Genomic DNA, 25,521 nt, shown 5'->3' with positions numbered 1-25,521 from the left:
CGCGTGGCGCGGAGTGCTCAGACGGCCCCGGTCCCGAGGTCCCGGATCATCTCCTCGACGTCCGGCTGCGTGGTGGCGAACGGGTCCTTGCACGTGCTGGTGCGCTGCGAGTTCGGGCCGTTGAGCTTGAGGTGCACCCAGTCCACCGTGTGGTTCACGTCCGCGGCGTGGGCCGCGGCCACGAAGCGCCCACGGAGCCGGGCCCGGGTCTGCGGTGCCTCCTCGACGGCGCGCGAGACGTCCTGCGGGGTCACGAAGGACTCCACGGCACCCCGGCGCTCGAGCATGTGGAAGAGCCCGTGCGTTGCGGAGGTGTCGTGGTAGGCCAGGTCCAGCTGCGCGATGCGCGGGTGGGACAGATCCATGCCGTGAGAGGCCGCGTAGGAGTCCAGCAGCTTCTTCTTCACGGCCCAGTCCAGCTCCCGGTCCACGAGGCCGGGATTCTGCTCGGACACGGCCCGCAGCCCGCGCTCCCAGAGCTCCAGCACCCAGCCCAGACGGTCGTGGTGCGCCCCGTGCCGGTCCGTGAACCGGGTCACGGCCTCCAGGTACTCGTGCTGCAGCTCGAGTGCCGAGCGGGTCGAGCCGTCCGCGAGCTCCAGCCGGGCGGTGCCCGTGAGGTCGTGCGAGACCTGGCGCAGCGCCGAGGCCGGATCCGCGAGCGTCCGGTCCGGGAGGATCTGCCCCGCCTCGATCATGCGCAGCAGCGCGTCCGTGGCCCCGACCTTCAGCGCCGTGGTGGTCTGGGACATGTTCGAGTCGCCCGTGATCACGTGCAGCCGGCGGTAGTGCTGGGCGTCCGCGTGGGGCTCGTCCCGGGTGTTGATCATGGGCCGCGAGCGCGTGGTGGCGGAGGAGGACCCCTCCCAGATGTGGTCCGCGCGCTGCGAGAAGGAGTAGCTCGCGGAACCGTCCCCCGGTGCGAATGCGCCGAAGGCCGGCGGGCCGGCCGGGTGCACCTTTCCGGCCCCCACCAGGATCTGGCGGGTCACCAGGAACGGCAGCAGGTGCTGCAGCAGGCGGGAGAACTCGGTGCTGCGCCCGATCATGTAGTTCTCGTGCGAGCCGAAGGCGTTGCCCGCGGAGTCCACGTTGTTCTTGAACAGGTGCACGGTCCCGGCCACGCCCTCGCCGTCCAGGGACTCCTGGAGCTGGGCGCGCAGGTCGTCCACGATGCGCTCCCCCGCGGCGTCCTGGGCCACGACGTCGTGCAGCGTGGCGGCCTCGGCGGTCGCGTACTCGGGGTGGGAGCCCACGTCCAGGTAGAGCCGCCCGCCGTTGGGCAGGAAGACGTTGGAGGCCCTCCCCCACGCGAGCACGGGCGCGAACAGGCGCCGGGCGGCGTCGTCGGCGCTCAGTGCTGGGCCCTCGGGGGCGCTGTGGGTCAGGCCGAACTCGGTCTCGATGCCGTAGATCCTGCGGTCCACGGCGTCACTGACCGCCCTTCTGCACGAAGCCCTTGACGAAGGCCTCCGCGTTGGTCTCCAGCACGCCGTCGATCTCGGCGAGCAGGTCGTCCGTGCCCTGGGTGTCCCGCTGCGCCTGCGCGGCGCCGGAGACGGGCGGGTCCACCGGACCCGGGGTCTCGGGCTCCTCCTCGCGGCGCGAGCCGGTGCCGAAGATGCGTTCCTGTGCCATGTGTCCTCCTGGGTTGCTGGTGGTCGTGGGTGGGGCGGGGTTCGTGCGGACGTCCCGGGCCCGGGGTTCCCGAGCTCCGTTCCGCCGCGCCCCGTGGGGAGCCGCGGTTCCTGCCGCGTGGCGTCCCCCGGTGCGGCGGGCCGGCCGTGCGACGGGCGGCCCGCGGGCTATCCGCCGGGCGGGCCGATGTCGCTGCCCGTGACGAGCGCGGGCCGGTGGCGTGCCACCGTGCGCGCCCACTGCTCGGCGTCCGGTGCGGCGAACCACTGCTCGCTGACCTCGCGGGTGAGGTCCCGGGGTTCGGGCATCGCGATCCGCGCGCCGCGCCGGATGCCGGGGAAGGTGACGTTGACGGTGTCCCAGCCCACGCCCGCCATGGCCTCCGGGTACCGCTCAACCGCGGTGCCGCGGAAGTACGCGCGGGTGTCCGCGGGTGGGGTGTCCGCCGCCGCCTCGATCCGCTCGGCGGACACGAGGGTGCGCATCCTCCCGGAGGCGACCAGCCGGTGGTGGAGCCCCTTGTCCGGGCGCACGTCCGCGTACTGGAGGTCGATGGCCACGAGGCGCGGATCGTCCCACGCCAGCCCGTCCCGCGTGCGGTACGCGCTGAGTAGGGCGTACTTGGCGGCCCAGTCCAGCCGGTCGGCCAGGCGGGCCGGGTCCGCGGCGAGGTCGGTGAGCACCTCGTCCCACAGGGCGAGCACCTGCGCGGTGTCCTCGTCCAGACCCTCGGGGGCGAGCTCGTGCTCCAGCTCCGCGCAGGCGTCCAGGTACGCGCGCTGCAGCGACACCCCCGTGAGCTGCCGGCCGTCCCGCAGGGCCACCGTGGTGGCCAGGGTGGGGTCGTGGCTGATGGCCTGCAGCGCGGCCACGGGGTCCACGAGCTCGAGGTCCGGGACGCGGTCGTGCTCCACCAGGTTCAGCACCAGGGACGTGGTCCCGAACTTCAGCAGCGTGGCCGTGTGGGAGAGGGTGGCGTCCCCGATGATCACGTGCAGCCGGCGGTAGCGGGAGTCGTCCGCGTGGGGCTCGTCCCGGGTGTTGACCATGGGGCGGTGGATCGTGGTCTCCAGGCCCACCGTGCGCTCGAAGAAGTCCGCGCGCTGGCTCAGCTGGAAGCCCGGGCGGGAGCCGTCCACGCCGAGGCCCACGCGCCCGGCGCCGCAGAGCACCTGGCGGGACGCGAAGAACGGCAGCAGCGCCGCCGTGATGCGCTCGAAGGGCACGGCGCGGTCCACCGTGTAGTTCTCGTGCGCGCCGTAGGACACGGACTTGTTGTCGGTGTTGTTCTTGTAGAGGTTCACGGGCGCTGACCCCGAGCCCGCAGCCTGCTCCGCGAGCGCCTGCACGGCGCGGTGCGCCACCACGTCCCCAGCGGCGTCCCACGTGAGCGCGTCCAGCGGGCTGGTGACCTCCGGGGACGAGTACTCGGGGTGGGAGTGGTCCACGTAGACCCGCGCGCCGTTGGGGATCACGGTGTTCATGACCACCCGGCGCCAGTCCATGTCCTCGGTGTAGAGCGCGGACTCGCTGATGGCCTCCGCCGCGATCTGCTCCGCGGTCAGCTCGGGTGCCTCGTCCGTGAGCTGCGAGGGGTGGGCGTCCTCGCGGGCCACCGTGAAGCCCCGGGCGTCCGCGAGCGGGGTCTCGGAGCCGTAGTCCCATCCCGTTCCCACGACGCCACCCGGCCCGGCCCCGTGCGTTGCCGCACCGGCGCGCACGGTCTCCGAGCGGCGTCGTGCGACCCACGAGGCGTAGCCCGTGACCACGCGCGTGGAGAGCACCGTGGCGTTCGCGTCCGGCTGGCCCTGCGCGAGCACCCCGAACTCGGTCTCGCTGCCCATGATCCGCCGGACCGTCATGCCTGCTCCCCCGCCGCGTCCGCACGGTGGGTGACCATCCGCACGCTCTCGATCGAGTCCGCACGGCGCCCGGTGAGCCGGGCCCGGTCCTCGGGGTCCTCGGTGTTGGGCAGGTCCTGCTGCTCGTGGAACTCCTCGTCCACGGCCACCACCAGGTGCTGTGCGGTGATCCCCCGCCGACCGGTGGTCAGCAGCGTCTTGACGGCCTGCTTCTTGGCGCGGTCCACCACGTTGCGGATCACCGCTCCGGAGGCGTAGTCGGAGAAGTAGAGGGTCTCGTGGGTGCCGTCCCGGTAGGCGATGCTCAGGAACTCCGTGCCCGGCTCCCGCGCGTACATGCGCTCCACCGCGGCACTCACCAGCTCCTGGGCGGCCCGGGCGCGCGAACCGGCCCGGGCCACGTCCTCGTCCCGCAGCGGCAGGTCCTCGGTGAGGTAGAGGGAGAAGATCTCCCGCGCGCCCTCCCTGTCGGGGCGGTCGATGCGGATCTTCACGTCCAGGCGGCCGGGGCGCAGCACGGCGGGGTCGATCATGTCCTCGCGGTTGGTGGCACCCACCACCATCACGTTGTCCAGCTGCTCCACGCCGTCGATCTCCGTGAGCAGCTGCGGCACGATCGTGGTCTCCACGTCCGAGGACAGCCCCGAGCCGCGCACGCGGAACAGCGAGTCCATCTCGTCGAAGAACACCACCACGGGCACCCCGCGAGCGGCCTGCTCACGGGCGTTCGCGAAGATCGAGCGGATCTGGCGCTCGGTCTCCCCCACGTACTTGTCCAGCAGCTCGGGACCCTTGATGTTGAGGAAGTACCCCTCGGCCCGCGAGCGCCCGGCCTTCGCCGCGGAGCGCTCCGCAAGGGAGCGGGCGACGGCCTTGGCGATCAGGGTCTTGCCGTTGCCCGGGGGGCCGTAGAGCAGGATGCCCTTGGGCGGGCGCAGGCCGTGCTCGCGGAAGATCTCGGGGTGCACGTAGGGCAGCTCCACGGCGTCGCGGATTGCCTCGATCTGGGGGCCGAGACCGCCGATGTCCGTGTAGCGGACCTCGGGAACCTCCTCGAGGACGAGCTGCTCGACATCCGTGCGGGCCACGGGTTCCAGCGCGAATCCGGTGCGGTGGTCCACGGTCACGGCGTCCCCGGGCTTCGGCCGCTCGCGCCGCAGCCGGCCGGAGAGCAGCAGCACGCGCTCCTCGTCCGAGCGGCCCACGGTCAGCACGCGGTCGTGGTCCACGACCTCCTTGACGGTGGCCACCTCGCCGGTGCGCTCGTAGTCGAGCAGTGCCACCACCACGTAGTTCTCGTTGAGCAGCACCCCGAGACCGGGCTCGCACGCGCCGAACGAGACGAGCGGGCTCACGGCCACGCGCATCCGGCGCCCGGCGGCCAGCACGTCCACCGTGGGGCCCGTGACCACGGGTCCGTCCCCGGTGGCCTCTCCCACGGGCCGGCGGCCGTGGTTGACCTGCAGGACCACGGCGTACGTGGCGGGCGGCTCCGCCTCCGCGGCCAACGTCTTCTTGAGGCTCACGATCTCCTGCCGGGAGGCGTTGAGCAGCCGCACGAGCTTCTGGTTCTGCGAGCTCAGCTCGGCCGCCTGCTTGTCCAGGTTCCGCTTCTGGTCCCGCAGCAGGTTCACCTGGCGCTGGGTGACGTCTGCGCTCTGCCGCGGAACCGCTGCTCCGCCCGTGTCCCGGGGCTCAGTCATCGCGGCCCCGTTCGCCGTCGGACTCCCGTCCGTCCGTCAGGTCCCGGTCACTCCTGAGGACCTGCGCGTCCACGGCGGACGGGGTTCCCGTGCCCGCCGTCGTTGCGGAGTCGGTCGCGGGCGCGGCCTCCGGCGCGGGCCGGGCGGCGTCGTCCGCGGCGTCGATCTGCTGGTGCGCGCGTGCGGCGTGCTGGGCCAACGACGCCGCGTCCCGACCCGCGCGGCGCAGCTTGCGGTCCGAGACGATGCGCTCGCCGAGGGCCACCGGGGTCCAGGCCTGCAGGTCCTCCTCGGTGTACTCGCTCTTGGACGCGCGGCGCTTGGGGGCCAGGCGGGGCGAGCCGTCCGCGAGACGGCGGGACTGGATGAGGAAGCCGGTGTGGGCCACCATGCGGTGGTCGGGGCGCACCGCGAGGCCCTCCACGTGCCAGCCGCGCACCATGGTCTCGGACGCCTCCGGCTCGGTGAAGCGGCCGTCGGCCCGCATGGCCTCGGCCACGCGGGAGAGCTGCGGCACGGTGGCCACGTAGCAGATCACCACACCGCCGGGGGCGAGTGCGGTGGCCACGGCGTCCAGGCACTCCCAGGGGGCGAGCATGTCCAGGATCACGCGGTCCACGGAGCCGGGCTCCTCGGTGGCACCGAGCTCCTCCGCGAGGTCACCGAGGCTCAGCTCCCACGCGGGGTGCGGGCCGCCGAACATGGTCTCGATGTTGCCGCGTGCGATCTCCGCGAACTCCTCGCGGCGCTCGAACGAGTGCACGCGACCCTCGTCCCCAACCGCGCGCAGCAGGGAGATGCTCAACGCACCCGAGCCGACCCCGGCCTCGACCACCCGGGCGCCCGGGAAGATGTCCGCCATGGTCACGATCTGACCCGAGTCCTTGGGGTAGATCACCGCCGCGCCGCGGGGCATGGAGAGCACGAAGTCCTTGAGCAGGGGGCGCAGCGCCTGGTACTGGATGCCGGCGGTGTTGCTCACCACGGTCCCCTCGGGCTGCCCGATCAGCTGGTCGTGCGTGAGCACCCCGCGGTGCGTGTGGTGCTCCCCGCCGTCCACCAGGGTGATGGTGGTCATCTTCCCGCTCTCGTCCGTGAGCTGGACGCGCTCCCCCGAGCGGAACGGCCCGCGCCGGTTGGCCGCGCCGCGCACGGGCGCTGCGGTGGAGGGGGTGGCGGTTTCGTGGGGTCGCTGCTCGGTCATCTGCTCGCTTTCGCGCGGGGTCGACAGGGATGCTGTCCGGTCTGTGGCGCGGTCCCCCGCGTGGGGGCCGCCTCTGCTGCCATTCTCCCACCGTAGCCCGACGCCGCACGCCACCTCCACGGCCCAGCCCCACCTCCGGGTGGGCACCGCCGCCGCAGGGTCGTCTCAGGAGCGCAGGGCGTAGCGCGCGATGTCCTCGTGGTGGACCACCCCGGTCACGTGTCCCTCGCCGTCCAGCACCACCAGCCAGGGGAAGTGGCGGGACTCCATGAGCCGCACCAGATGTCCCCCGGCCTCGTGCGGCGCGGCGCGCGCGGTCTCCGGGAACCAGTCGGCCACGTCCCCCACGGCCACCCGGGTGCGGTCCGGACCCTGCACGTCCGCCGAACGGGCGGGGCTGAGCACGCCCACGGCCCCGCGGGCGGAGTCGCGCACCACCACGTCCGGGGTCCAGCCGCGGTAGCCGTCCGAGGTGGCCGCGTGCACCGTGGCGTCCACGAGCGAGAGCGGTGTGGTGGGGGCGAACTCGAGGGCGGGACGGGCGATACCACCGGCCCGCACGGCGTCGAGAACCCCCAGGAGACGAGCCTGCTTCAGGGCCTGCCCCGCACCCAGGACAATGAACCCCGCCACGAGCAGGATGACCGCGAGCACCAGGGGATCGCGCCACTGCCCGGTCCACAGCGCCCACAGCACCACGAGCACGGAGATGACGCGACCGCACCACGCGGCCACCACGGTGCCCCGGGTCTCCGAGCCCGTGACGGCCCACACGAGGGACTCGACCACGCGCCCGCCGTCCAGCGGCAGACCGGGGAGCAGGTTGAACAGTCCGAGCACCCAGTTGGCCAGCACGAGCAGCTGCAGCAGCGCCCACCCGGGGCCCGCAGCGGTGGCCGGCGCGAAGGACAGCGCGACCTCCCCCAGCAGCGCCACCGCCACGTTGGAGAGCGGTCCCACCAGGGACACGAGCGCCGTGGGCAGGGCGCGGGTGTGCACGGCGCCGAACGCCGTGTGCCCGCCCATGAGCGTGAGCACGATCCGGGACACGGGCCATCCCGCCGCCCGGCCGGCCACCGCGTGGGCGAGCTCGTGCACGAGCACGCTCAGCGCCAGCCCCACCGCGAACCCGAGAGCGAGCACCAGGTTCAACCACCCCAGCCCGGGGTACAGCCGCCACAGCACGGGCCCGTACATGGCCACGGTCAGCGCCGCGATCACGAACCACGAACGGTCCAGAACCAGCTCCACCCCCGCGACGCGGCCCAGCCGCACCCCGCGGGTGCGCGGCCGTGCGGCGCCGCCGGGAACGGGAGCGGGCTCGCCGGAGGGCTCGGGGCGCGGGGAAGAGGACATGGTGCTCATGGTAGGGCGCGGGCCCCGGTGCGCGCTGGGCGCGGACACGTGGAGCCCGCCGGGACGGGCACCGTACAGTAAGACGGGTGAGCACGTTGGACAGCAATTCGCAGCGACCCGGCACCGGCCCGTTCGGCGTGGTGCGCGACGGCCAGGGCCAGGAGACCGTCACGGTCCTGATCGCGGCGTTCGAGGGCTGGAACGACGCCGGGGACGCGGCCACCGACTCCCTCAAGCTCATCCGCGAGCACCTGGACGCGCGCGAGGTCTTCGAGGTCGCCTCCGACGACTACTACGACTACCAGTACTCCCGCCCGGTGATCCGCCGGTCCCTGACCGGGGAGCAGAAGCTGCACTGGCCCTCCACGCGGCTGTCCCGGGCCTCCGTTCCCGGCACCAACCTGGACCTCGTGCTGCTGCACGGCTGGGAACCCTCCTACCGCTGGCGCACCTTCACCGCGGAGCTGCTGGAGCAGGCCGCCGCCCTGGAGGTGGACTTCGTGATCATGCTGGGCTCCCTGCTCGCGGACGTGCCGCACACCCGGCCCATCCCCGTGACCCTGACCTCGGACACCGAGGAGCTGCGCGCCGAGCTGGACGCGGAGGCACCCCAGTACGAGGGCCCCACGGGCATCGTGGGGGTGCTCTCCCACATGGCCGCGCTCGCGGGTCTTCCCACGCTCAGCATGTGGGCGGCCGTCCCCCACTACGTGGCCCACTCCCCCTCGCCCAAGGCGCAGCTGGCGCTGCTGCGCCGCCTCGAGGACCTGCTCGGTCTGTCGCTGCCCCTGGATCCACTGATCGAGGACGCCGAGGCGTGGGAGCGCGGGGTGGACGAACTGGCGTCCGAGGATCCCGAGGTGGCGGACTACGTCCAGCAGCTCGAGGAGGCCAAGGACACCGTGGACCTCCCGGAGGCCACGGGGGACGCCATCGCGCGCGAGTTCGAGCGGTACCTGCGCCGCCGCGACGGGCGGGACTGAGACCAGCCCGCCGGCCGCCTCAGAGCACGATCCCCAGCAGCGCCTCGACGGTGTCCCGCGCCAGACGCGTGTCCTCCGACGACGCCGCACGGCCGCGTGCCGCCGCCCCGCCCAGGTTCCGGGCCGCCCACGCATCCACCGCAATCAGCGCGGCCGGCGCGTTGAGGTCCTCGCCCAGAGCCGCACGCACGGCCTCGAGCATGGCGTCCGCACCCGCCGTCTCCGGCTTCGCAGCCGCCTCGCGCCACGTGGCGAGCCGTCGCCGCGACTGCTCCAGCAGGTCCTCGGTCCAGAACCAGTCCGTGCGGTAGTGGTGGGAGAGGATCGCCACGCGGATGGCCGCGGGGTCCACCCCCTGCTGCCGCAACGCGGACACGAGGACCAGGTTCCCCTTGGACTTGGACATCTTCTCGCCGTCCAGACCCACCATGGCCGTGTGCACGAAGTGCTCCGCCATGGGCTCTCCGGACAGGGCGTAGGAGTGCCCCGCTCCCATGTCGTGGTGCGGGAACGCGAGGTCCGAGCCTCCGCCCTGGACCGTGAACGGGCGGGGCAGGTGCCGCAGGGCGATCACGCTGCACTCGATGTGCCAGCCGGGGCGTCCCGCACCCAACGAGCCGCCGTCCCACGCCGGCTCGCCGGGACGCTCCACGCGCCACAGCAGCGGGTCCAGCGGGTCGCGTTTGCCCGTGCGATCAGGGTCGCCCCCGTGGCCCGTGAACAGCGGGAGCATGCGTTCCCGGTCGCCCTCCAGCTGGCACGTGCCGCCCACGACCCACGCGTCCGGGTCCTCGGCGCGCAGCCCCTCCGCCGCCACGACGTCGAAGTACACGTCCCCCGCGGGTGCCGGCTCACCGTCCTGTCCCGTGCCGGCGGGGACACGGTAGGCCAGACCCCGTTCGACGAGGCTTTCGACCGCCGTGACGATCCAGTCGACGGCCTCGGTGGCACCCACGTAGTGGTCCGGGGGAAGCACGTTGAGCGCCGTCATGTCCGTGCGGAAGAGCTCGGTCTGGGACGCGGCCAGCTCTCGCCAGTCCACCCCGGTGGCGTTCGCACGCTCCAGGAGGGGGTCGTCGACGTCCGTGACGTTCTGGACGTAGTCCACCTCGTGGCCGGCGTCGCGCCACACGCGGTGGAGCAGGTCGAAGTTCACGTACGTGGCGGCGTGGCCCATGTGGGTCGCGTCGTACGGGGTGATCCCGCACACGTAGAGACTGGCCCGGCCGTCACGGGCCGCGAGGGGCTCTGCGGCACCGGTTCTGGTGTCGTGCACCCGGGGAGTTCCGGATGTACCGGGCAGGGCGGGCACCGGGCGGGAGGTCCAGGACTTCATGGTCACCTTCGTGTCGACGGGCAAGAGTTCTCGGGTGCCGCGGCCGGTGGGTCGGGGCGGCTGTTCCGCCCCGGTTCCGGCTCCCCCGCCCCGGGGTCGGCGGCGTGGGAGACGTGCGGGGCGCTCGTGGCCGTGCTCAGGGGGTGAGGACGCCCAGACCGAGCAGCACGAAGACCAGGGCACCCAGGGCGATGCGGTACCAGACGAACAGGCTGTAGCTGCGCTCCGAGATGTAGTGCATGAACCAGCCGATGATCAGGTAGCCCACTGCGAAGGCGATCAGCGTGGCCACCGCGGTCTGCCCCATGGTGTACATCCCCGCGGGGACCTTGCCCGCCAGGACCTTGTACAGCTCGTACAGACCCGAGGAGAAGACCGCCGGGATGGCCAGCAGGAACGCGTAGCGTGCGGCGGCCGCACGGGTGTAGCCCATGAGCAGTCCCGCGGTGATCGTGCCACCGGAGCGGGAGACCCCGGGGATCAGGGAGAGCGCCTGGGCGAAGCCGAAGCCCACCGCGTGCTTCATGGTGAGGTCCTCCAGGTGGCGCTCCTGCTTGCCCACGTGGTCCGCGACCGCCAGGAAGATGCCGAAGAGCACCAGCATGGTGGCGGTGATCCAGAGGGACCGGAACTGGGTCTCGATGAAGTCCTGCAGCAGCAGGCCCAGGATGCCGATCGGCAGCGAGCCCAGGATGATGAACCAGCCCATCCGGGCATCGGGGTCCCTGCGGTCCATGCGCCCGGTCAGTGAGAGCGCCCAGTGCTTGATGATGCGCACGATGTCCCGCCAGAAGAAGATGATCACGGCGGTCTCCGTGCCCAGCTGCGTGATGGCGGTGAACGCCGCTCCGGGGTCGCCGCCGCCGGGCAGGAACTCCCCCACGATGCGCAGGTGCGCGGAGGAGGACACCGGGAGGAATTCGGTCAGGCCCTGCACGAGGCCGAGAATTATCGCTTCGATCCAGTTCACGCGACAACTGTACGGCACGTGAACTCCGCCCCGGCCGGTGCAGCAACTGGGAGGGGGCTGGACGCACGCAGGGCCCCCGTCCGTGGACGGGGGCCCTGCGTCACGTGGTGCGGGGGTGGCTCAGCGGGTGCCGGGGCGATCTTCCGCGGTGTCGTCCTCGTCGTCGAAGTCGTCCTCGTCGATGAGGTCCTCGTCCATCATCTCGTTGTCCTCGAGGAGGTCGTCCTCGTCGTCCTCATCCTCGTCGTAGTCGAGGTCGTCGTCATCGTCGTCGGCGAAGACGGTGAGGGGGGTGACCTCGTCGTGCGCGTCGTACAGCGCCTCCTCGTAGGCCTCGAAGGCGTTGGCGATGGCCACGTAGGCCTTGTCCACCGAGGGGTCCTCGTCCGAGCGCCGGTTGGCGGCGGCGGCGAGGTGCTCCTCGAGGGCGTTGACGAGCGATTGCAGGGCGGCGCGAGGATCGGTGCTCATGGAGTAGACGTTAGCCGTTATCCGAGCAGAATGGGAGCGATGAGAGAACAACGACTCAAGCGCACGACCCTCGCCGGGCACCCCACCATGACGGGCCGCGACGAGCGCTACGAATACCTGTCCCTCACGGTGGACCCCCGCGAGAAGCCCGCCGACGCCCGCACCCGCGTGGCGGAGCACGCCGAGTACGGCAAGTGGGAGCTCATGCGCTCCGCGGTGCTCTACGGCGGGGTCCGCCGATTCGTCCTGAGGCGCCGGATCATCCGGGTGGACCGCACGTTCTGAACGGACGGCCCCTGCGTCAGCCGGTCACCGGACCCAGCAGGGAGGTGGCGGTGGCCGTGTGCACGGACTCCTCGTCCGAAGGGTGGTACATCCCGGCCAGCACGTCGCGGTAGAGCCGCTCCAGTTCGGAGCCCCGCCGGTACTGGGACCCGCCCGAGGCGCGAAGCGCCAGGTCCACGATCTCGCGGGCGGCCTCGGTGGCGCGGTGCTTGACCCCGGAGAACAGGATGAACCAGCGCGGCCCGTGGGCGAGCTCCCGGTCCGAGCCCAGGGCGTCCACGTCCGCGCACAGCTGCCGCAGCTGCAGCTCGATGCCGTCCCGCAGCACGCCTGCCCGGGCGATGTGGCGGCGGATGTCCGGATCCTGCGCGTACACGGCGTCCTTCGCGAGTGAACGCCGGGTGCTCGTGATCTCCACGGCCACGTCGATCGCACGGTCCGCGATCCCGGTGTAGACCGCCGCGAGCAGCAGCTCGAAGCACCCGAAGATCCCCCACACCACGGGATCGGGGTTCGGGCCCACCGCCGTGGTGGTCAGGAGGTCCGCCTCCCGCAGCAGGGCACCGTCCAGCACGGTGGTGCAGGACTGCGAGGCGCGCATGCCCAGCGCGTCCCAGTCCGCACGGGTGGTGACCCCGGGGGCAGGGCTGCGGTGGTCCTCCCGGGTGAGGAATCCCACGAGGAGCCGCGCGGCGTCGTCGTCCTCCGTGGGTGCGCCGCCGGGGGCGTCCGCGCCCTCGGCGCGGGCGTGCACGAGCAGCCGCGTCCAGCGCGGCGAGAGCGACGTGAAGATCTTGGTCCCGTGCAGCGTCCAGCCCCCGGTGGTGGGCTCGGCGCGGGTAGTCGCGTCGAAGAGCACGGAGTCGTTGCCGGCCTCCGAGATGCCGAACGCGAAGACCTCCCCCGCCACGGCGTCCTCGAAGATCCGGCGCGCCCGCTCGTCCCCGCGCAGGTGGAGCGTGTAGCCGATGCCCACGATCACGTGGTGCATGTTGATTCCCAGCGCCGTGGCCGGTGCGGCCGTCGCGAGCCGTCGCTGGGCGCGGGCCGCCTGCTCCAGCGTGAAGCCCAGGCCGCCGAACTCCCGCGGCACGAGCATGCGCAGGTAGCCGATCTTCCGCAGCGCCTCGAAGTCCTCGTCGAAGAAGCGGTTCTCGCGGTCCACGTCCGCGGCGCGGGCGCGGATCCGGGCCAGCAGGTCCTCGGGGAGCAGGTCGGTCACGGGGTCCATCACGGGGTCCATCTCAGGGTCCTTCGGATCGGGGGTTCGCGGGTTCGCGTGCTCGTGCGGCCGGGTGCTCGCGCGGCCGACTGCGCCCGGTGTGCTGGCCGGGCGGTGAGCCGGGGAACGACGCCGCGCGAGCACGTCGGGGGGCGACGCCGCACGGGTGCGTTGGGCGCGCACGCGACCGTGCGGCGTCGCCGGTCCGTGCGGTGGTCAGTAGGTGCGCAGGAGCCGGTCCAGCACGCGGGAACCGAACTCCAGCGAGGCCACGGGAACGCGCTCGTCCACGCCGTGGAACATGCCCGTGAAGTCGAGCTCGTCCGGAAGCTGCAGGGGCACGAAGCCGTAGCCGGTGATCCCCAGGGTGGACAGGGACTTGTTGTCGGTGCCGGCGCCCAGCATGTAGGGCAGCACCACGGCGTCGGGGTCCTCGGCCTCCAGGGCGTCGACCATGGCATCCACCACGGTGCCGGAGAACGGGACCTCCAGGGCGATGTCCTCGAACTCCGCCTCGATGCGCACCTTCTCCCCGGCGAGCTCCTGCAGCGTGGCGAGCACGTGCTCCTTCTGCTCGGGCAGGAAGCGCACGTCCACCGCACCCTGGGCGGAGCCGGGGATCACGTTGGTCTTGTACCCGCCCTCGAGCACCGTGGGGTTCGAGGTGTTCTGCAGCGTGGCCCCCACGAAGCGGGACACGGCGCCCAGCTCCCGCAGCAGCTTCTGGGGGTTCTGCGGGTCGAACTCCACGCCGGTGAGCTCCGTGACCTGGTCCAGGAACGCCCGCGTAGTCTTGGTGAGCTCCACCGGCCACGTGTACTGCCCGATGTTCGCCATGGCCCGGGACAGGTGCGTCACGGCGTTGTCCTCGTGCAGCCCGGACCCGTGCCCGGCCTGGCCCTGCGCGTGGAGCTTGAGCCACAGCAGCCCCTTCTCCGCGGTCTGCAGCAGGTACGCCCGGCGCCCGCCGATGGTCGCGGAGAACCCGCCCACCTCGCTGATCGCGTCCGTGACGCCCTCGAAGACCTCGGGGTGCTCGTGGACCATGTACTTGGAGCCGTAGCGCATGCCCGCCTCCTCGTCCGCAAAGAACCCGAAGACGATGTCCCGCTTCGGCACGGCCCCGGTGCGGCGCATGTGCCGCAGGACGGACAGCATCATGGCGTCCATGTCCTTCATGTCCACCGCACCGCGACCCCAGATCATGCCGTCCTTCAGCTCGCCCGCGAACGGGTCCACGGACCAGTCCTGGGCCATCGCTGGCACCACGTCCAGGTGGCCGTGCACCAGCAGGGCTCCCGCCGTGGGATCCGAGCCCTCCAGCCGGGTGAACACGTTGGCGCGGCCCGGTGCGGACTCGAAGTACTGGGTCTCCAGGCCCACTTCCTGGATCAGCTCGGCCACGTGCTCGGCCGCGGCGCGCTCGCCCTCGGCCTCGCCGCTGGAGTAGTTGGAAGTGTCGAAGCGGATGAGCTCACGGCAGATCCGCGCGGTCTCCGCCTCGGGGGTGGAGATGTTCTCGGTCGTCTCGCCCATGGCGCGGCTTCTCCTCACTCGTCGATGACGACGCCGCCGCGCGGCCTTCCCGGGCCGCACTCACTCCCCGCACCGGCGGCGTCGCTGCTGCTCCCACGGTAGTCCCCCGTGGAATTGGCAGGGTTCTCGGTTACCCTGAGTGGCACGAACCCCTGTGTTTCATGAGGACCCGTTGGAGGACACGATGACTGGAAACATCACGCTGATCGCCCGGACCGTGCCCAACCGCCGGGAGGTCACCGCGCCGAGCCGGTCCGTGACCGAGAGCGACTCCGCCGCCCTGGCCCAGCTGCTGGTGGAGGCCTACGGCACGCGGGTGGAGGGCGAGCAGGACAAGGCGGAGGCCCTCGTGCGGGACGCGTTCGCCGGTGCCTACGGTCCGTTCCTCGCGGAGCAGTCGCAGCTGATCGAGGACGAGGACGGCCACCCTGTGGCCGCCGCCATGGTCCTGGAACGCCGCGAGGACGACCGGCTCCCGGACGTCCCCTACCTGTTCGAGCTGTTCACGGCGTCGTCGCACCGACGCCGCGGACTCGCGGAGCAGCTCGTGCGCCAGGTCATGGCCTCGCTGCACGAGAACGGCTACGAGGAGGTGTGCGTGCGCATTCCCGAGGACAACTCCGCCGCGCTCGCGCTGTACCTGACCCTGGACTTCAACCGCTGGTCCCCGGAGCAGGACGAGATCTGAGCCGACCGTGTCGGGCAGGGTTGCGCCCGCGCGGGCCCTGCCGCTCGGCGTGGGCCTTACCGCTCGGCGTGGAACCGCAGTACGCACCGAGTCCGCGCCACACCCGAGGGTGCCGGATGTGCCGGTCGGCAGTGCCGACCTTCTCGTGCTGCTGGGCACGGCGAACCGGGGCTCCCACCGTCGGTTCCCCCCCGGCCGCGCCGGGTCACGCCGCTGCGCCACGGCCTCAGCGCAGGTCGAGCTCCCTGCGCACCGGAGGCTGCTGCGTGACGTCCGTGTGCAGCGCCCAGCGCACGGCCACCTCGACGAGCCGGAGGCTCTGCGGGTCGTGCGTGGCGGTGGCACCGGGGTGCCGGGAGTCCAGGACCTCACCGGCCGCCGCGGCCTCGGCGTCCTCCAGGATGCGGGCCTCGCCCTCCAGCTGGACCTCCTCGGTGCCGTCCCGCATGAGGACCATGGAGATCCGCGGGTCCGAGGCAATGTTGGAGCACTTGCGGGAGGCCACGTTGGTCCCTAGCACGAGGTGGCCGGCCTCTGTGCTGGCCACGTGCACGTAGGCGGACTCCGGGTACCCGGTCCCGCTGTTGCTGGCCACCACGGCCGAGCCGGCATCGGCCACGAAGCCCATCAGCCAGCGTGCGTCCTCGGTGAGGTTGTTGCCCAGTTCGACCATCTCTACTCCCGGTGGGTCGTCGCGGATGCCGGTGCGGCACGTCTACCACCCACTGTAGGGCCGCGGCCCGGGGAGGTCACCGGATGGACGCGTGTCGCCCGAGGCCGAGCAGGCACCGCCGACGCCGGGCGTGCCGGTCCGGGCCGAGGATGCCGACCGGAACGGCGGCCAGCCGGCCGGAACCGGGGCATGACGACCGGAGTCCGAACGGCGCCCGGGGTGTCGGCACCACGCTCGGAGGCTCAGAGCAGGGTCTGGACGGGCTCCACCAGGTGCGCGCCTTGTGAGCGCACCGAACCCACGTCCGTGCTCACGGGGTGCATCCGCCACTGGCCGGCCACGTCCAGGCTGTGCGCCACGGCGCGCTCCAGCAGGGCCCGGGTGTGGTCCTTGTCATTGTCCGGGGCGATCCACTCGCGGGCGAAGTCCTCGCCCATGCCCATCGGGAGCCTGTTGTGCAGGGCGCCGAGCGCGGCCAGGTGCGGGTTTCCGGAGCTGGGGTCCGGTGCCTCGCGGGTGAGGATCGAGCACGACAGCAGCCACTGCCCCGGGTCATCATCCTGGGCGGCCCTGCCGGGGCGCGACTGTCCCGGACGGGCGGAGTCCTCCGAGCCCTCGGGGATGCGCCACCACTCGTAGATCCCGGCGAACCAGATCACGGAGCCGTCCCGCGGGTGCACGTAGTACGGCTGCTTCCGGCCCCGCCCCGAGGCGGGGGCCTGCCACTCGTAGTAGCCGTCCGCGGCGATCGCACAGCGCCGGGCAGTGATCGCCGCGCGGAACGAGGGCTTCTCCATCACGGTCTCGGAGCGGGCGTTGAACATCTTGGAGCCCACCGAGATCTCCTTGGCCCACGAGGGCACCAGACCCCACCGGGCGGCGTGGGTCTCCGGCAGCAGCTGACCGTCCTCGGTGAGCCGCTCGAGCAGGACGGGCACGGTGTGGGTGGGGGCCACGTTCCAGTTCGGCTCCGCCCCTTCGCCGATCGAGTCGTCCACCCGCGCGTCGAAGGGCAGGGCCAGCTGGCCGGGGGTCCTGGCGATCACATAGCGCCCGCACATGCCGCGCTCCTCTCCCTGGGGGTCATCGAGAGGCCGACGACCGCGTCACCGGGCCGTAGCCCATGTACGTGGCATAGCGGTCGTAGACCCCCATGAGGGCCTCCTCGACCTCCGCCACCGTCGTCCCGGGACGCACGTCCGCCGCGCAACCGGCCGTGGCCGGCTCCCACGGCACGTCCAACGCCTCGTAGACCTCCTCGAGCACGCTGCGCAGCGGCTCCGGCTCCTCGACCACGAGCACCGTGGAGAAGTACCACGCCCCGGCCACCACGCGCTGCGCCGTGCCCGCGAGCTTCACGGGCCGCGCCGGATCCGTCGCGGTCCCGGGCGCGTGCACACTGTACTCGCCGGCACAGTACTCGCCCGGAATCTCCCCCACCTCGGCCGGGATCTCCAGCTCCTCCAGAGCCGCCACGATCATGTCCCCGAACAGCCGGTAGCGGTCCTGGATGCCCGTCTTGGGATCCGGGTCCGGTTCCACGTGGTCGATCACCAGGCACCCGCCGTGGTAGGCCGCCGCGCGACCACCCACGCGGCGCACGAGAGGGGTGAAGGCGGCGTCGTGCGCGGACTGGCGCGCCCGGGAGAACCCCGGGTTCAGCTCGTCGCGGCGCCCGAACGCGACCGTGGGTCGCGGCTGGTACACGCGCAGCACGGGTTCGGTGCCGCCGCTTCGGGCGGCGTCGAGGATGGAGAGGGCGCGGCGGTAGTCCTGCTCGGCGCCCAGGGACTCGCGCTGACGTATGAGTTTCATGCTGCCGCCAATTCTAGTGCAGGCGCGCGGCGAGCCGCCCGGTCCCTAGGGGCGGAGTCAGGCCCCGGTGTGGACGAGCCGTGCCCCGGAAGCGGCACTGGATGCCCGAGCCGGCGTCTCCGCAGCAGCACGGGGCGCAGGGGCCAAGGGGCCGTGCGCGGCGGCCGCGACGACCGCGGTCTTGAGCACGTGCGGGTCCTCCAGCAGGTCACGGGACTGGTTGAGCGACGTGAGCACCCGCCACGCCATGGGCACGCCCCCGCGGGACACGTACCGGTTGACGTGGCGGACGGCGGCGTTCCACCGTCGGCGCTGGTCCCGGGTCAGTTCGTGGCCCTCCAGCTCGTCGAGCCACCCGCGGGCACCCGCGTAGACGCGCGTGACCAGTTCGCGCTCGAACGTCTCCACGGTTCCGGTCCCCCGCATCAGACGGTTCAGTGCGGTCAGTTCTGCCACGGACATCGCGGCTTTCACGGTGGTTGCAGTGCGCATGACGTCTCAGCCCCCCTGAGATGGTGACCGTGGTGAGGGCGCGCCAGGGCGCCCTCACCACGGTTGTCGAACCAGCCCTGCTGGCCGGACGCTCCCCCCGGATCGTCCTTCGGCCAGCGGTCTCTCCCCTTGCGCACTCAGTGTATGCAGGTCCCCGCAGGCCTTCACAGTCGCACATTGGGGGACGACGCCGCACGGTTGTCCCCCGGAGGGCACCCGTCCTCGGCGGGTGGGGCGCGTCCTCGTGCGGCCCCGGCATCCGGGGTGCGGCACCGTGCCCACCCCGCACCGCTGCATCCCGCAGACCGGTGAGCACGGGGTTCAGGTGCGGTGGGCGGCCGGGCCCGGCACGGGCGGAGCACGGCGAAGGCCGCGACGGTGATCCGTCGCGGCCTCCGGTCGGGGGGGGGTCATCCGTGGGGTCTCAGAAGTCCCAGTCCTCGTCCTCCGTGTTCACGGCCTTGCCGATCACGTAGGAGGAGCCGGAGCCGGAGAAGAAGTCGTGGTTCTCGTCCGCGTTCGGGGACAGCGAGGAGAGGATCGCCGGGGAGACGTCCGTCATCTCGCGTGGGAACAGCGCCTCGTAGCCCAGGTTGTTCAGGGCCTTGTTCGCGTTGTAGTGCAGGAACTTCTTGACGTCCTCGGTCCAGCCCACGGAGTCGTAGAGGGCCTCGGCGTAGGCCACCTCGTTGTCGTAGAGCTCGTCCAGCAGGTCGTAGGTGTAGTCCTTCAGCTCCTGCTGGCGCTCGGGGGTCTCCTGCAGCAGACCCTTCTGGTACTTGTAGCCGATGTAGTAGCCGTGCACGGCCTCGTCACGGATGATCAGCCGGATCAGGTCCGCGGTGTTGGTCAGCTTGGCGTGCGAGGAGAAGTACATGGGCAGGTAGAACCCCGAGTAGAACAGGAAGGACTCCAGCAGCGTGGAGGCCACCTTCTTCTTCAGCGGGTCGTCACCCTTGTAGTAGCGCAGGACGATGTCCGCCTTGCGCTGCAGGTGCTCGTTCTCCTTGGACCAGCGGAACGCCTCGTCGATCTGCTTCATGGAGGACAGCGTGGAGAAGATCGAGGAGTAGGACTTGGCGTGCACGGACTCCATGAAGGCGATGTTGGTGTACACCGCCTCCTCGTGCAGGGTCTTGGCGTCCGGGATGAGCGAGACCGCGCCCACCGTGCCCTGGATGGTGTCCAGCAGGGTCAGGCCCGTGAAGACCTTCATGGTGAGGTCCTGCTCCTCGGCGGTGAGGGTCTTCCAGGACTGCACGTCGTTGGACAGCGGCACCTTCTCAGGCAGCCAGAAGTTGGAGGTCAGACGGTCCCAGACCTCGGTGTCCTTCTCGTCCTGGACGCGGTTCCAGTTGATGGCCTCCGCCGGGTGGCGGAGCAGCTCGACCTGTTCGGTGGTCATGGCGGCGCAGACTCCTTCGTAGCTGGCTGTGTCCCGGTGCGCACGTGGGAAGACCGTCCCGCGGTCTCGTACCACAAGGGGCTGGCGGGGGCCGTGCAAGGGGACCTCCCAGCGTACTCCACCCGCACCCGGGACCGTGACGCGTTTCCGGGGTCGGTGCCGACGCTGTTTTCTGAGGGCGAACTCCCCCGCGGACCTCTTCCCCCGATGTGGTCGCGGCATGCAGGATGGCCCACATGCCGACCCGCAACCGGGCTGGTGACTCGAACGAAAGGTTTCTGATCATGCCTGATTTCGGAGGACTCGCAGACAAGGCCAAGGACATGGCCGGTGGCCACGAGGACAAGGTCAACCAGGGCATCGACAAGGCCGGTGACACCGTGGACGAGAAGACCGGCGGCAAGTTCGAGGGCCAGGTCGACCAGGGCCAGGACGCCGTGCGCGGCCACCTCGGCGGCAACGAGTAGTTCCCGCCCACCCACGCAGAACGGGCTCCCTTCCGATCGGAAGGGAGCCCGTTCTGCGTGCCGGCCCGGCAGCCCGGATCAGGCCTCGCCGGCCTCCCGTGCCAGGGCCGTGAGGCGTGAGACCGCGCGGTAGTACTTCTTCTGGTACCCGCCGGCCATCATCTCCTCGGTGAAGACCCGGTCGAACGGCACACCCGTGGAGAGGATCGGCAGGTCACGGTCGTAGAGCCGGTCCGCGAGCACCACGAAGCGCAGCGCCACGGCCTGCTGGTCGATCGTGCGCACACCGCGCCACGCGATCGCGTCCAGGTCCTGGATGAGGGCCCGATAGCGGGAGGGGTGCACGCGGGAGAGCTGGTCCACGAGCGCGTCGAAGTCGTCCACGGCGACCCGCCGACCCGCGAAGTGCTGCTCCACGGCGGCGTCGAGGGCGGCGTCGTCGGCCAGCGGGGACGGTGCCTCGGGCAGCCCGCGGTGGCGGTAGTCCTCGCCGTCGATGCGCACCACCTCGAACTGGCTGGAGAGCACCTGGATCTCGCGCTGGAAGTCCTGCGCCGCGAAGCGGCCCTCCCCCAGCGAGCCCGGAAGCGTGTTGGACGTGGCCGCGAGCTTGACCCCGGCGTCCGCGAGCTCGCGCATGAGCCGGGACATCAGCACGGTGTCCCCGGGATCGTCCAGCTCGAACTCGTCGATGCACACGAGCGAGTACTCCTTGAGGGCGTCCACCGTGCGCCGGAACGTGAGAGCGCCCACCAGGTTGGTGTACTCCACGAACGTGCCGAACGCCTTGGGGCCGGGCACCGCGTGCCACAGGGACGCCAGCAGGTGGGTCTTGCCCACGCCGAAGCCGCCGTCCAGGTAGATGCCCTGTGCGGCGGCGGGCGCCTTCTGGCCCCCGAAGATCTTGGAGAAGAACCCGCCGCCGCCCCCGGCGCCACGCCCGGAGACTCCCGCCGCGAAGGCCCTGAGCTTCTCCACGGCCTCCGCCTGCGAGGGCTGGGACGGATCCGGGCGGTAGGTGTCGAAGGACACCTCCCCGAAACGCTCCGAGGGCCGGAAGCCGTCCAGCAGTTCATCGGCCGAGACGCGCGGATTGCGGTCGATGAGGTGTTCGATCTGAGTGCTCACGTGTGCAGGGCCTCCCGACCGGGACCGGGTGCGCCGACCACCGCGGCGCGTCCGGAGCCGGTCCTGTTGCGGACGGACGACGGTGAGGTGCCCGAGCACCCCGTTTCACCCCCGATGCTACCGCTCAGCCCGTGGTGAACACCGTGACCGCGCGTGACCTCCCCGGCACGCCCGGTATGCGAGCGGTGGGAGCCCAGCACTACGCTGGGGACTGAGAAGCGCCCGGGACTCCGGGCGTCACGCGCACGACAGCACGAGGACAAGGAGAACCCTCCCCATGGCTGCAGATGCAGAGCACAACGAGGCCTTCGCACAGTACGCGCACCCCGAGCGACTGGTCTCCACCCAGTGGGTGGCCGAGCACGCGGGCGAGCCGGGCGTCATCGTCGTCGAGTCCGACGAGGACGTCCTGCTGTACGAGACCGGTCACGTTCCCGGCGCGGTGAAGGTGGACTGGCACACCGAGCTCAACGACCCCGTCACCCGCGACTACGTGGACGGCGAGCGCTTCGCGCAGCTGATGTCCGCCAAGGGCATCGGGCGGGAGGACACCGTGGTGGTCTACGGGGACAAGTCCAACTGGTGGGCGGCCTACGCCCTGTGGGTGTTCACGCTGTTCGGCCACCAGGACGTCCGTCTCATGGACGGCGGCCGGGACAAGTGGATCGCCGAGGGCCGCGAGCTGAGCACCGAGCGCCCCGAGGTGACGCCCGCGGACTACCCCGTGGTCGAGCGGGAGGACGCACCGATCCGCGCGTACCGCGAGGACGTGCTGGCCGCGCTGGGCACCACCCCGCTGATCGACGTGCGCTCCCCGCAGGAGTACACGGGTGAGCGCACCCACATGCCGGACTACCCCCAGGAGGGCACGCTGCGCGGCGGGCACATCCCCACCGCGGCGTCCGTCCCGTGGGCCCGGGCCGCCGCCGAGGACGGGACGTTCAGGTCCCGCGACGACCTCGAGGCCATCTACCTGGACGAGGTGGGGCTGACCCCCGGCGAGGACGTGATCGCGTACTGCCGCATCGGCGAGCGCTCCTCCCACACCTGGTTCGTGCTCACGCACCTGCTGGGCTTCGAGAACGTGCGCAACTACGACGGCTCGTGGACCGAGTGGGGCAACGCGGTGCGCGTTCCCGTGGCCCGGGGCGAGGAGCGTGGCGAGGCCCCGGAGGCCACCCGATGAGCACCCAGGACCTTCCCTCCCAGCTCGCGGAGCTCGTCACCGAGTTCCACGAGGTCCCCGAGCCCGACAAGCTGCAGCTGCTGCTGGAGTTCTCCCGCTCCCTGCCCGAGCTGCCCGCCCGGCTTGGTGAGCACCCCGAGGAGCTCGAGCAGGTGACGGAGTGCCAGTCCCCGCTGTTCCTCACGGTGGAGCTGGAGGGCACCGGGCCGCAGGCCCCGGTGCAGCTGTTCTTCTCCGCGCCGGCCGAGGCACCGACCACGCGCGGTTTCGCCTCGATCCTGCACGAGGGTCTCAACGGGCTGCCGGCCGAGCAGGTGCTGGCCGTCCCCGACGACCTCCCGGAGCGTTTCGGACTGACGTCGTTGGTCTCCCCCCTGCGCATGCGGGGGATGTCCGCGATGCTCGGGCGGATCAAACGCCAGATCACGGCACTGCAGGGCGCCTGAACCGACTGCCGCTCCCAGCCGCGCGAGCCGTCCCGTTCCAGGGGCGGCTCGCGCCGTGTCCGAGTGCGGTCCCGTGGGGTCGCTCACCCCGTCGTGCGCTCAGACGCCCCCGGAGTCCTGCCTGAGGACCGCGCCCAGCCAGTCACCAATGGCACGTTCGTAGCGCTTGCGGTCGATGTTCCACTCCTTGGTGTGCCGGGCACCGGAGAAACCCACGAAGTCCACGTGCGGGCTCAGGTTGGCAAGCTTGACCGAGCCCGCCACGGGCACCACCTCGTCGTCCGTGGAGTGCAGGATCAGCGTGGGCGTGGTGATGTCCTCCCAGCGGGAGAGCCAGTCCAGGGCGTGCAGGTCCAGGGGCGCGGCCAGACCCGTGATGCGCGGGCCCATGCGGTGGGAGATCATGTCCGCGGCCAGGCGACCCACCCGGCGCGGGATCCGGTGGATGCGGGTCTGGTGGGCCAGCAGCTCGTACCAGTCCACCACGGGCCCCGTGAGCACCAGCGCCCGGATCCGGTCCCGGTACCGGGTCAGCTCGGTGGTGCGCAGCACGATCGCCCCGCCCATGGACCAGCCGAAGAGCACGACGTCCGAGGCGCCGTGCCCCAGGGCGTACTCGATGCCCGCCTGGATGTCCTCCCACTCCGTGAACCCGAGACCGTACCGGTTGTCCTCGGTGGTGGGGGCCTCCTGGTCGTTGCGGTAGGCGAGGATCAGGGAGTGCAGGCCCAGCTGGTGGGCCACCCGCGCACCGCGGATGCACTCGGGACGCTGGGCGCCACGGCCGTGCACCATGACCGCCCACGTCCCACCGTGATCGGCCCGGGCGGTGTCCCCGTCCGCGGGTATCACCCACGCCGGGGCGGGGCCGAGCTCCGTGGGGATCCGCACCTTGCTGTAGGCCAGGCCTGCATCCGACGGGCGCGCGTACACGGTGCCCGTCCAGAACCCGCGCTTGCCCTCCGCGAGCTCGCCGCGGTACACGCGCTCCACGATGCGCGTGACCGTGCCACCGGTCTGCCGGACCACGAAACCGATCCGGGTCAGTCCCGCGCCGTCGTCGAAGCGCAGCGCATAGGTGCCCGCCACGCGCGTGTCGGAGGTGGCGGGCAGTGTCACGAGCTGCTGCTCCGAGTTCGGGTCGCGCTCGAGCTTGAGCACCGTGACGTTCCCCGGCCGTGTGGACGGGGTGACCACGTGGCGGGCCACGAGGGCCGCGGCGCCCCCGGACAGGGCGAACGTGGCCGACGCCGCACCGATGCTGACACCCGCTCCCACCAGGGCGCCGTGGCGCCAGGATCGTGAGGACTCGGTGTCGTGGGAGCTCCGCAGTGCCATGGCGCCATTCTGGCACGCCCGCTCTCCCGGCCCGCCCCGGCGCGCAACGGGCATAACGGACGCGGCGTCGTCGTTGGAACGAGCGGACCACCACACCCAGGACAGGGAGGCACACCGTGGACACGAACCACGACACCCAGCGCGAGAAGACCGGGGCGGCACTGACGCCGGAGGCGGCCGCGGCCCGCACCGATGCGCAGTGGCGGGAGCTGCTGAGCCCCGCCGAGTACCACGTGCTGCGCGAGGCCGGCACCGAGCCGCCGAACTCCGGTGAGTACGTGGACACCACCACCGAGGGCGTCTACGAGTGCCGCGCCTGCGGGGCGGAGCTGTTCCGCTCCGAGACCAAGTTCGCCTCCCACTGCGGCTGGCCCTCGTTCTTCGCGCCGCTGGCCGAGGACAGGGTGCGCTACATCGAGGACACCTCGATGGGCATGAAGCGCGTGGAGGTCCGCTGCGCCACGTGCGACTCCCACCTGGGCCACGTGTTCGAGGGCGAGGGCTACGGCACGCCCACCGATCTGCGGTACTGCATGAACTCGGTGTCGCTGCGCCTGGCCCCCGGGCGCTGAGGCACCCGCGCCACCGCGCCCGGACCCGCCGTGACGCGTGCCCACGACACGACACCAAACGCGCTGTCACATCCGGCGGTGTGGTTACTGTGACCTTGTGGGAGCGGTGACCGAGCTGATGAGCACTCCGGATGTGTTCCGCGCAGTCGTGCGGGCCCTGGAGACTGCCCGGTTCCGCCCGGAGATCACCCTCAGCAGGATCGCGCCGCCCAGGGGTCTGGCCCCGCACGCCATCTCCTTCGCCGCCGAGGTGGGGCACCCACCCGCCGCGCACGGAGCCGAGCTCGACGTCGCGCCGCGCGAGGCCCCGGCCTCCGGGCGCTTCGTGGTGCTGTACGACGAGTCCTGCCCGGAGCCCTGGCAGGGGCCCTTCCGGATCGTGAGCTGGTTCCGGTCCCGGATGGACACCGAGATGGGCCGCGACGAGCTGCTCACGGACGTCAGCTGGTCCTGGCTCACGGACACCCTCTCCGAGCACGGAGCGCAGTTCACCGCCGAGGGCGGCACCGCCTCCCGGATCGTGGAACGCCACTACGGAAGCCTCACGGACCGGGCCGACGTGGCCCAGGTCGAGGTCCGCGCCTCGTGGACACCCGTCCCCCGCACCGGAATTCCCCACTGGGCCCAGTCGCACCTGCACGCGTGGGCCCAGGTACTCTGTACTGCTGCAGGGCTGCCCCCGCGCCACGACGACGTGGCGTTCGTGTGAGCACCACCGGGGCCCGACACTGATCCCAGTCTGCCC

Annotated in this window: 26 protein-coding genes; 8 read left to right on the top strand and 18 right to left on the bottom strand. The window is 71.7% G+C overall.

The genetic code is table 11. The features are described 5' to 3' along the window. Positions 1-17: 17 nt before the first annotated feature. The 6 genes from pafA to P8S73_RS00735 form a co-directional block, all read right to left on the bottom strand. The gene (gene pafA / locus P8S73_RS00760; protein ID WP_019310758.1) at positions 18-1,427 is read right to left on the bottom strand and encodes a Pup--protein ligase; all 1,410 of its coding nucleotides are present in this window, start codon (positions 1,425-1,427) and stop codon (positions 18-20) included. 4 nt (positions 1,428-1,431) lie between these two features. Then, on the bottom strand, positions 1,432-1,638 hold the full coding sequence (locus P8S73_RS00755) for a ubiquitin-like protein Pup (protein ID WP_029603423.1): 207 nt from the start codon (positions 1,636-1,638) through the stop codon (positions 1,432-1,434). Between the two features lie 167 nt (positions 1,639-1,805). Beyond that, complete coding sequence (gene dop, locus P8S73_RS00750; RefSeq protein ID WP_029603425.1) at positions 1,806-3,500, bottom strand: depupylase/deamidase Dop; 1,695 nt, start codon at positions 3,498-3,500, stop codon at positions 1,806-1,808. Continuing rightward, positions 3,497-5,203, bottom strand: coding sequence for a proteasome ATPase (gene arc / locus P8S73_RS00745; protein WP_019310643.1), 1,707 nt, complete (start codon positions 5,201-5,203; stop codon positions 3,497-3,499). The genes dop and arc overlap by 4 nt, the downstream gene beginning before the upstream one ends. Beyond that, on the bottom strand, positions 5,196-6,407 hold the full coding sequence (locus P8S73_RS00740; RefSeq protein WP_019310644.1) for a tRNA (adenine-N1)-methyltransferase: 1,212 nt from the start codon (positions 6,405-6,407) through the stop codon (positions 5,196-5,198). Before P8S73_RS00740 ends, arc begins: the two co-directional genes overlap by 8 nt. A 165-nt stretch (positions 6,408-6,572) precedes the next feature. After that, entirely contained in the window at positions 6,573-7,763 is a 1,191-nt protein-coding gene (locus P8S73_RS00735) for a site-2 protease family protein (RefSeq protein WP_019310645.1), read from the bottom strand. Positions 7,764-7,849: 86 nt separating this feature from the next. Between P8S73_RS00735 and P8S73_RS00730 the strand changes: the two genes are divergently transcribed. Beyond that, on the top strand, positions 7,850-8,746 hold the full coding sequence (locus P8S73_RS00730; protein WP_019310646.1) for a PAC2 family protein: 897 nt from the start codon (positions 7,850-7,852) through the stop codon (positions 8,744-8,746). A gap of 19 nt (positions 8,747-8,765) precedes the next feature. Here the strand turns inward: P8S73_RS00730 and mshC are convergent, their stop codons facing one another. The 3 genes from mshC to P8S73_RS00715 all read right to left on the bottom strand — a co-directional run bounded on the left by mshC (position 8,766) and on the right by P8S73_RS00715 (position 11,523). Continuing rightward, positions 8,766-10,082 carry a cysteine--1-D-myo-inosityl 2-amino-2-deoxy-alpha-D-glucopyranoside ligase gene (gene mshC / locus P8S73_RS00725; RefSeq protein WP_019310647.1) on the bottom strand — a complete coding sequence of 439 codons (1,317 nt, stop codon included), beginning with the start codon at positions 10,080-10,082 and terminating at the stop codon, positions 8,766-8,768. 136 nt (positions 10,083-10,218) lie between these two features. Further along, positions 10,219-11,052, bottom strand: coding sequence for an undecaprenyl-diphosphate phosphatase (locus tag P8S73_RS00720; protein WP_019310648.1), 834 nt, complete (start codon positions 11,050-11,052; stop codon positions 10,219-10,221). 120 nt (positions 11,053-11,172) lie between these two features. After that, the gene (locus tag P8S73_RS00715; protein WP_019310649.1) at positions 11,173-11,523 is read right to left on the bottom strand and encodes a hypothetical protein; all 351 of its coding nucleotides are present in this window, start codon (positions 11,521-11,523) and stop codon (positions 11,173-11,175) included. Positions 11,524-11,562: 39 nt separating this feature from the next. On the opposite strand from P8S73_RS00715, the gene P8S73_RS00710 reads away from it, so the two are divergent. Beyond that, positions 11,563-11,808 carry a DUF5703 family protein gene (locus P8S73_RS00710; RefSeq protein WP_029603427.1) on the top strand — a complete coding sequence of 82 codons (246 nt, stop codon included), beginning with the start codon at positions 11,563-11,565 and terminating at the stop codon, positions 11,806-11,808. Between the two features lie 16 nt (positions 11,809-11,824). Here P8S73_RS00710 and P8S73_RS00705 read toward each other — a convergent pair whose 3' ends face one another. Together P8S73_RS00705 and P8S73_RS00700 are read right to left on the bottom strand one after the other, a co-directional pair. Then, positions 11,825-13,051: an acyl-CoA dehydrogenase family protein gene (locus tag P8S73_RS00705; protein WP_019310651.1), complete on the bottom strand. Its 1,227-nt coding sequence runs from the start codon at positions 13,049-13,051 to the stop codon at positions 11,825-11,827. Between the two features lie 195 nt (positions 13,052-13,246). Continuing rightward, on the bottom strand, positions 13,247-14,566 hold the full coding sequence (locus P8S73_RS00700) for a M20/M25/M40 family metallo-hydrolase (protein ID WP_019310652.1): 1,320 nt from the start codon (positions 14,564-14,566) through the stop codon (positions 13,247-13,249). A 184-nt stretch (positions 14,567-14,750) separates the two neighbouring features. Between P8S73_RS00700 and P8S73_RS00695 the strand changes: the two genes are divergently transcribed. After that, positions 14,751-15,254, top strand: coding sequence for a GNAT family N-acetyltransferase (locus tag P8S73_RS00695; RefSeq protein WP_029603429.1), 504 nt, complete (start codon positions 14,751-14,753; stop codon positions 15,252-15,254). 226 nt (positions 15,255-15,480) lie between these two features. On the opposite strand, the gene P8S73_RS00690 is transcribed toward P8S73_RS00695, so the two are convergent. The 5 genes from P8S73_RS00690 to nrdF all read right to left on the bottom strand — a co-directional run bounded on the left by P8S73_RS00690 (position 15,481) and on the right by nrdF (position 19,639). Continuing rightward, positions 15,481-15,927 carry a pyridoxamine 5'-phosphate oxidase family protein gene (locus P8S73_RS00690; protein ID WP_019310654.1) on the bottom strand — a complete coding sequence of 149 codons (447 nt, stop codon included), beginning with the start codon at positions 15,925-15,927 and terminating at the stop codon, positions 15,481-15,483. 242 nt (positions 15,928-16,169) lie between these two features. Next, complete coding sequence (locus P8S73_RS00685) at positions 16,170-16,988, bottom strand: SOS response-associated peptidase (protein ID WP_019310655.1); 819 nt, start codon at positions 16,986-16,988, stop codon at positions 16,170-16,172. A 22-nt stretch (positions 16,989-17,010) separates the two neighbouring features. Beyond that, positions 17,011-17,742, bottom strand: coding sequence for a lipoyl protein ligase domain-containing protein (locus tag P8S73_RS00680; RefSeq protein ID WP_019310656.1), 732 nt, complete (start codon positions 17,740-17,742; stop codon positions 17,011-17,013). 57 nt (positions 17,743-17,799) lie between these two features. After that, positions 17,800-18,234: a hypothetical protein gene (locus P8S73_RS00675; protein WP_019310657.1), complete on the bottom strand. Its 435-nt coding sequence runs from the start codon at positions 18,232-18,234 to the stop codon at positions 17,800-17,802. Between the two features lie 424 nt (positions 18,235-18,658). Then, positions 18,659-19,639, bottom strand: coding sequence for a class 1b ribonucleoside-diphosphate reductase subunit beta (gene nrdF / locus P8S73_RS00670; protein ID WP_019310658.1), 981 nt, complete (start codon positions 19,637-19,639; stop codon positions 18,659-18,661). A 284-nt stretch (positions 19,640-19,923) separates the two neighbouring features. Here nrdF and P8S73_RS00665 point away from each other — a divergent pair, with 284 nt between their 5' ends. Beyond that, positions 19,924-20,106, top strand: coding sequence for an antitoxin (locus P8S73_RS00665; RefSeq protein ID WP_019310659.1), 183 nt, complete (start codon positions 19,924-19,926; stop codon positions 20,104-20,106). A 78-nt stretch (positions 20,107-20,184) separates the two neighbouring features. Here the strand turns inward: P8S73_RS00665 and zapE are convergent, their stop codons facing one another. Then, a complete protein-coding gene (zapE, locus tag P8S73_RS00660; RefSeq protein WP_029603432.1) occupies positions 20,185-21,234 on the bottom strand; it encodes a cell division protein ZapE in 1,050 nt (349 codons plus the stop codon). Between the two features lie 277 nt (positions 21,235-21,511). On the opposite strand from zapE, the gene P8S73_RS00655 reads away from it, so the two are divergent. Then, positions 21,512-22,420 carry a sulfurtransferase gene (locus tag P8S73_RS00655; protein WP_019310661.1) on the top strand — a complete coding sequence of 303 codons (909 nt, stop codon included), beginning with the start codon at positions 21,512-21,514 and terminating at the stop codon, positions 22,418-22,420. Then, complete coding sequence (locus P8S73_RS00650; RefSeq protein WP_019310662.1) at positions 22,417-22,866, top strand: SufE family protein; 450 nt, start codon at positions 22,417-22,419, stop codon at positions 22,864-22,866. Before P8S73_RS00655 ends, P8S73_RS00650 begins: the two co-directional genes overlap by 4 nt. Positions 22,867-22,965: 99 nt before the next feature. Here P8S73_RS00650 and P8S73_RS00645 read toward each other — a convergent pair whose 3' ends face one another. Continuing rightward, entirely contained in the window at positions 22,966-24,204 is a 1,239-nt protein-coding gene (locus P8S73_RS00645; RefSeq protein ID WP_019310663.1) for a S9 family peptidase, read from the bottom strand. Positions 24,205-24,320: 116 nt separating this feature from the next. Between P8S73_RS00645 and msrB the strand changes: the two genes are divergently transcribed. Together msrB and P8S73_RS00635 are read left to right on the top strand one after the other, a co-directional pair. Beyond that, the gene (gene msrB, locus P8S73_RS00640; RefSeq protein ID WP_019310664.1) at positions 24,321-24,776 is read left to right on the top strand and encodes a peptide-methionine (R)-S-oxide reductase MsrB; all 456 of its coding nucleotides are present in this window, start codon (positions 24,321-24,323) and stop codon (positions 24,774-24,776) included. A 118-nt stretch (positions 24,777-24,894) separates the two neighbouring features. Then, a complete protein-coding gene (locus P8S73_RS00635; protein ID WP_121566625.1) occupies positions 24,895-25,485 on the top strand; it encodes a DUF3000 domain-containing protein in 591 nt (196 codons plus the stop codon). The last annotated feature ends 36 nt before the right edge of the window (positions 25,486-25,521 follow it).

Origin of the sequence: Kocuria sp. ChxB (assembly GCF_044359605.1) — a bacterium.
In the GTDB taxonomy this organism is placed as follows: Bacteria; Actinomycetota; Actinomycetes; order Actinomycetales; family Micrococcaceae; genus Kocuria; species Kocuria rhizophila.
Note: the sequence above shows the minus strand (reverse complement) of the source record. Positions and strands in the feature narration are given on the sequence as shown.

Excerpts from the sequence above, each read along its gene's own strand:
- P8S73_RS00755 (WP_029603423.1), bottom strand. The coding sequence starts at position 1,638 with ATGGCACAGGAACGCATCTTCGGCACCGGCTCGCGCCGCGAGGAGGAG.
- dop (WP_029603425.1), bottom strand. The coding sequence starts at position 3,500 with ATGACGGTCCGGCGGATCATGGGCAGCGAGACCGAGTTCGGGGTGCTC.
- arc (WP_019310643.1), bottom strand. The coding sequence starts at position 5,203 with ATGACTGAGCCCCGGGACACGGGCGGAGCAGCGGTTCCGCGGCAGAGC.
- P8S73_RS00740 (WP_019310644.1), bottom strand. The coding sequence starts at position 6,407 with ATGACCGAGCAGCGACCCCACGAAACCGCCACCCCCTCCACCGCAGCG.
- P8S73_RS00735 (WP_019310645.1), bottom strand. The coding sequence starts at position 7,763 with ATGTCCTCTTCCCCGCGCCCCGAGCCCTCCGGCGAGCCCGCTCCCGTT.
- mshC (WP_019310647.1), bottom strand. The coding sequence starts at position 10,082 with ATGAAGTCCTGGACCTCCCGCCCGGTGCCCGCCCTGCCCGGTACATCC.
- P8S73_RS00715 (WP_019310649.1), bottom strand. The coding sequence starts at position 11,523 with ATGAGCACCGATCCTCGCGCCGCCCTGCAATCGCTCGTCAACGCCCTC.
- P8S73_RS00710 (WP_029603427.1), top strand. The coding sequence starts at position 11,563 with ATGAGAGAACAACGACTCAAGCGCACGACCCTCGCCGGGCACCCCACC.
- P8S73_RS00705 (WP_019310651.1), bottom strand. The coding sequence starts at position 13,051 with ATGGACCCCGTGATGGACCCCGTGACCGACCTGCTCCCCGAGGACCTG.
- P8S73_RS00700 (WP_019310652.1), bottom strand. The coding sequence starts at position 14,566 with ATGGGCGAGACGACCGAGAACATCTCCACCCCCGAGGCGGAGACCGCG.
- P8S73_RS00695 (WP_029603429.1), top strand. The coding sequence starts at position 14,751 with ATGACTGGAAACATCACGCTGATCGCCCGGACCGTGCCCAACCGCCGG.
- P8S73_RS00690 (WP_019310654.1), bottom strand. The coding sequence starts at position 15,927 with ATGGTCGAACTGGGCAACAACCTCACCGAGGACGCACGCTGGCTGATG.
- P8S73_RS00685 (WP_019310655.1), bottom strand. The coding sequence starts at position 16,988 with ATGTGCGGGCGCTATGTGATCGCCAGGACCCCCGGCCAGCTGGCCCTG.
- P8S73_RS00680 (WP_019310656.1), bottom strand. The coding sequence starts at position 17,742 with ATGAAACTCATACGTCAGCGCGAGTCCCTGGGCGCCGAGCAGGACTAC.
- P8S73_RS00675 (WP_019310657.1), bottom strand. The coding sequence starts at position 18,234 with ATGCGCACTGCAACCACCGTGAAAGCCGCGATGTCCGTGGCAGAACTG.
- nrdF (WP_019310658.1), bottom strand. The coding sequence starts at position 19,639 with ATGACCACCGAACAGGTCGAGCTGCTCCGCCACCCGGCGGAGGCCATC.
- P8S73_RS00665 (WP_019310659.1), top strand. The coding sequence starts at position 19,924 with ATGCCTGATTTCGGAGGACTCGCAGACAAGGCCAAGGACATGGCCGGT.
- P8S73_RS00655 (WP_019310661.1), top strand. The coding sequence starts at position 21,512 with ATGGCTGCAGATGCAGAGCACAACGAGGCCTTCGCACAGTACGCGCAC.
- P8S73_RS00650 (WP_019310662.1), top strand. The coding sequence starts at position 22,417 with ATGAGCACCCAGGACCTTCCCTCCCAGCTCGCGGAGCTCGTCACCGAG.
- P8S73_RS00645 (WP_019310663.1), bottom strand. The coding sequence starts at position 24,204 with ATGGCACTGCGGAGCTCCCACGACACCGAGTCCTCACGATCCTGGCGC.
- P8S73_RS00635 (WP_121566625.1), top strand. The coding sequence starts at position 24,895 with ATGAGCACTCCGGATGTGTTCCGCGCAGTCGTGCGGGCCCTGGAGACT.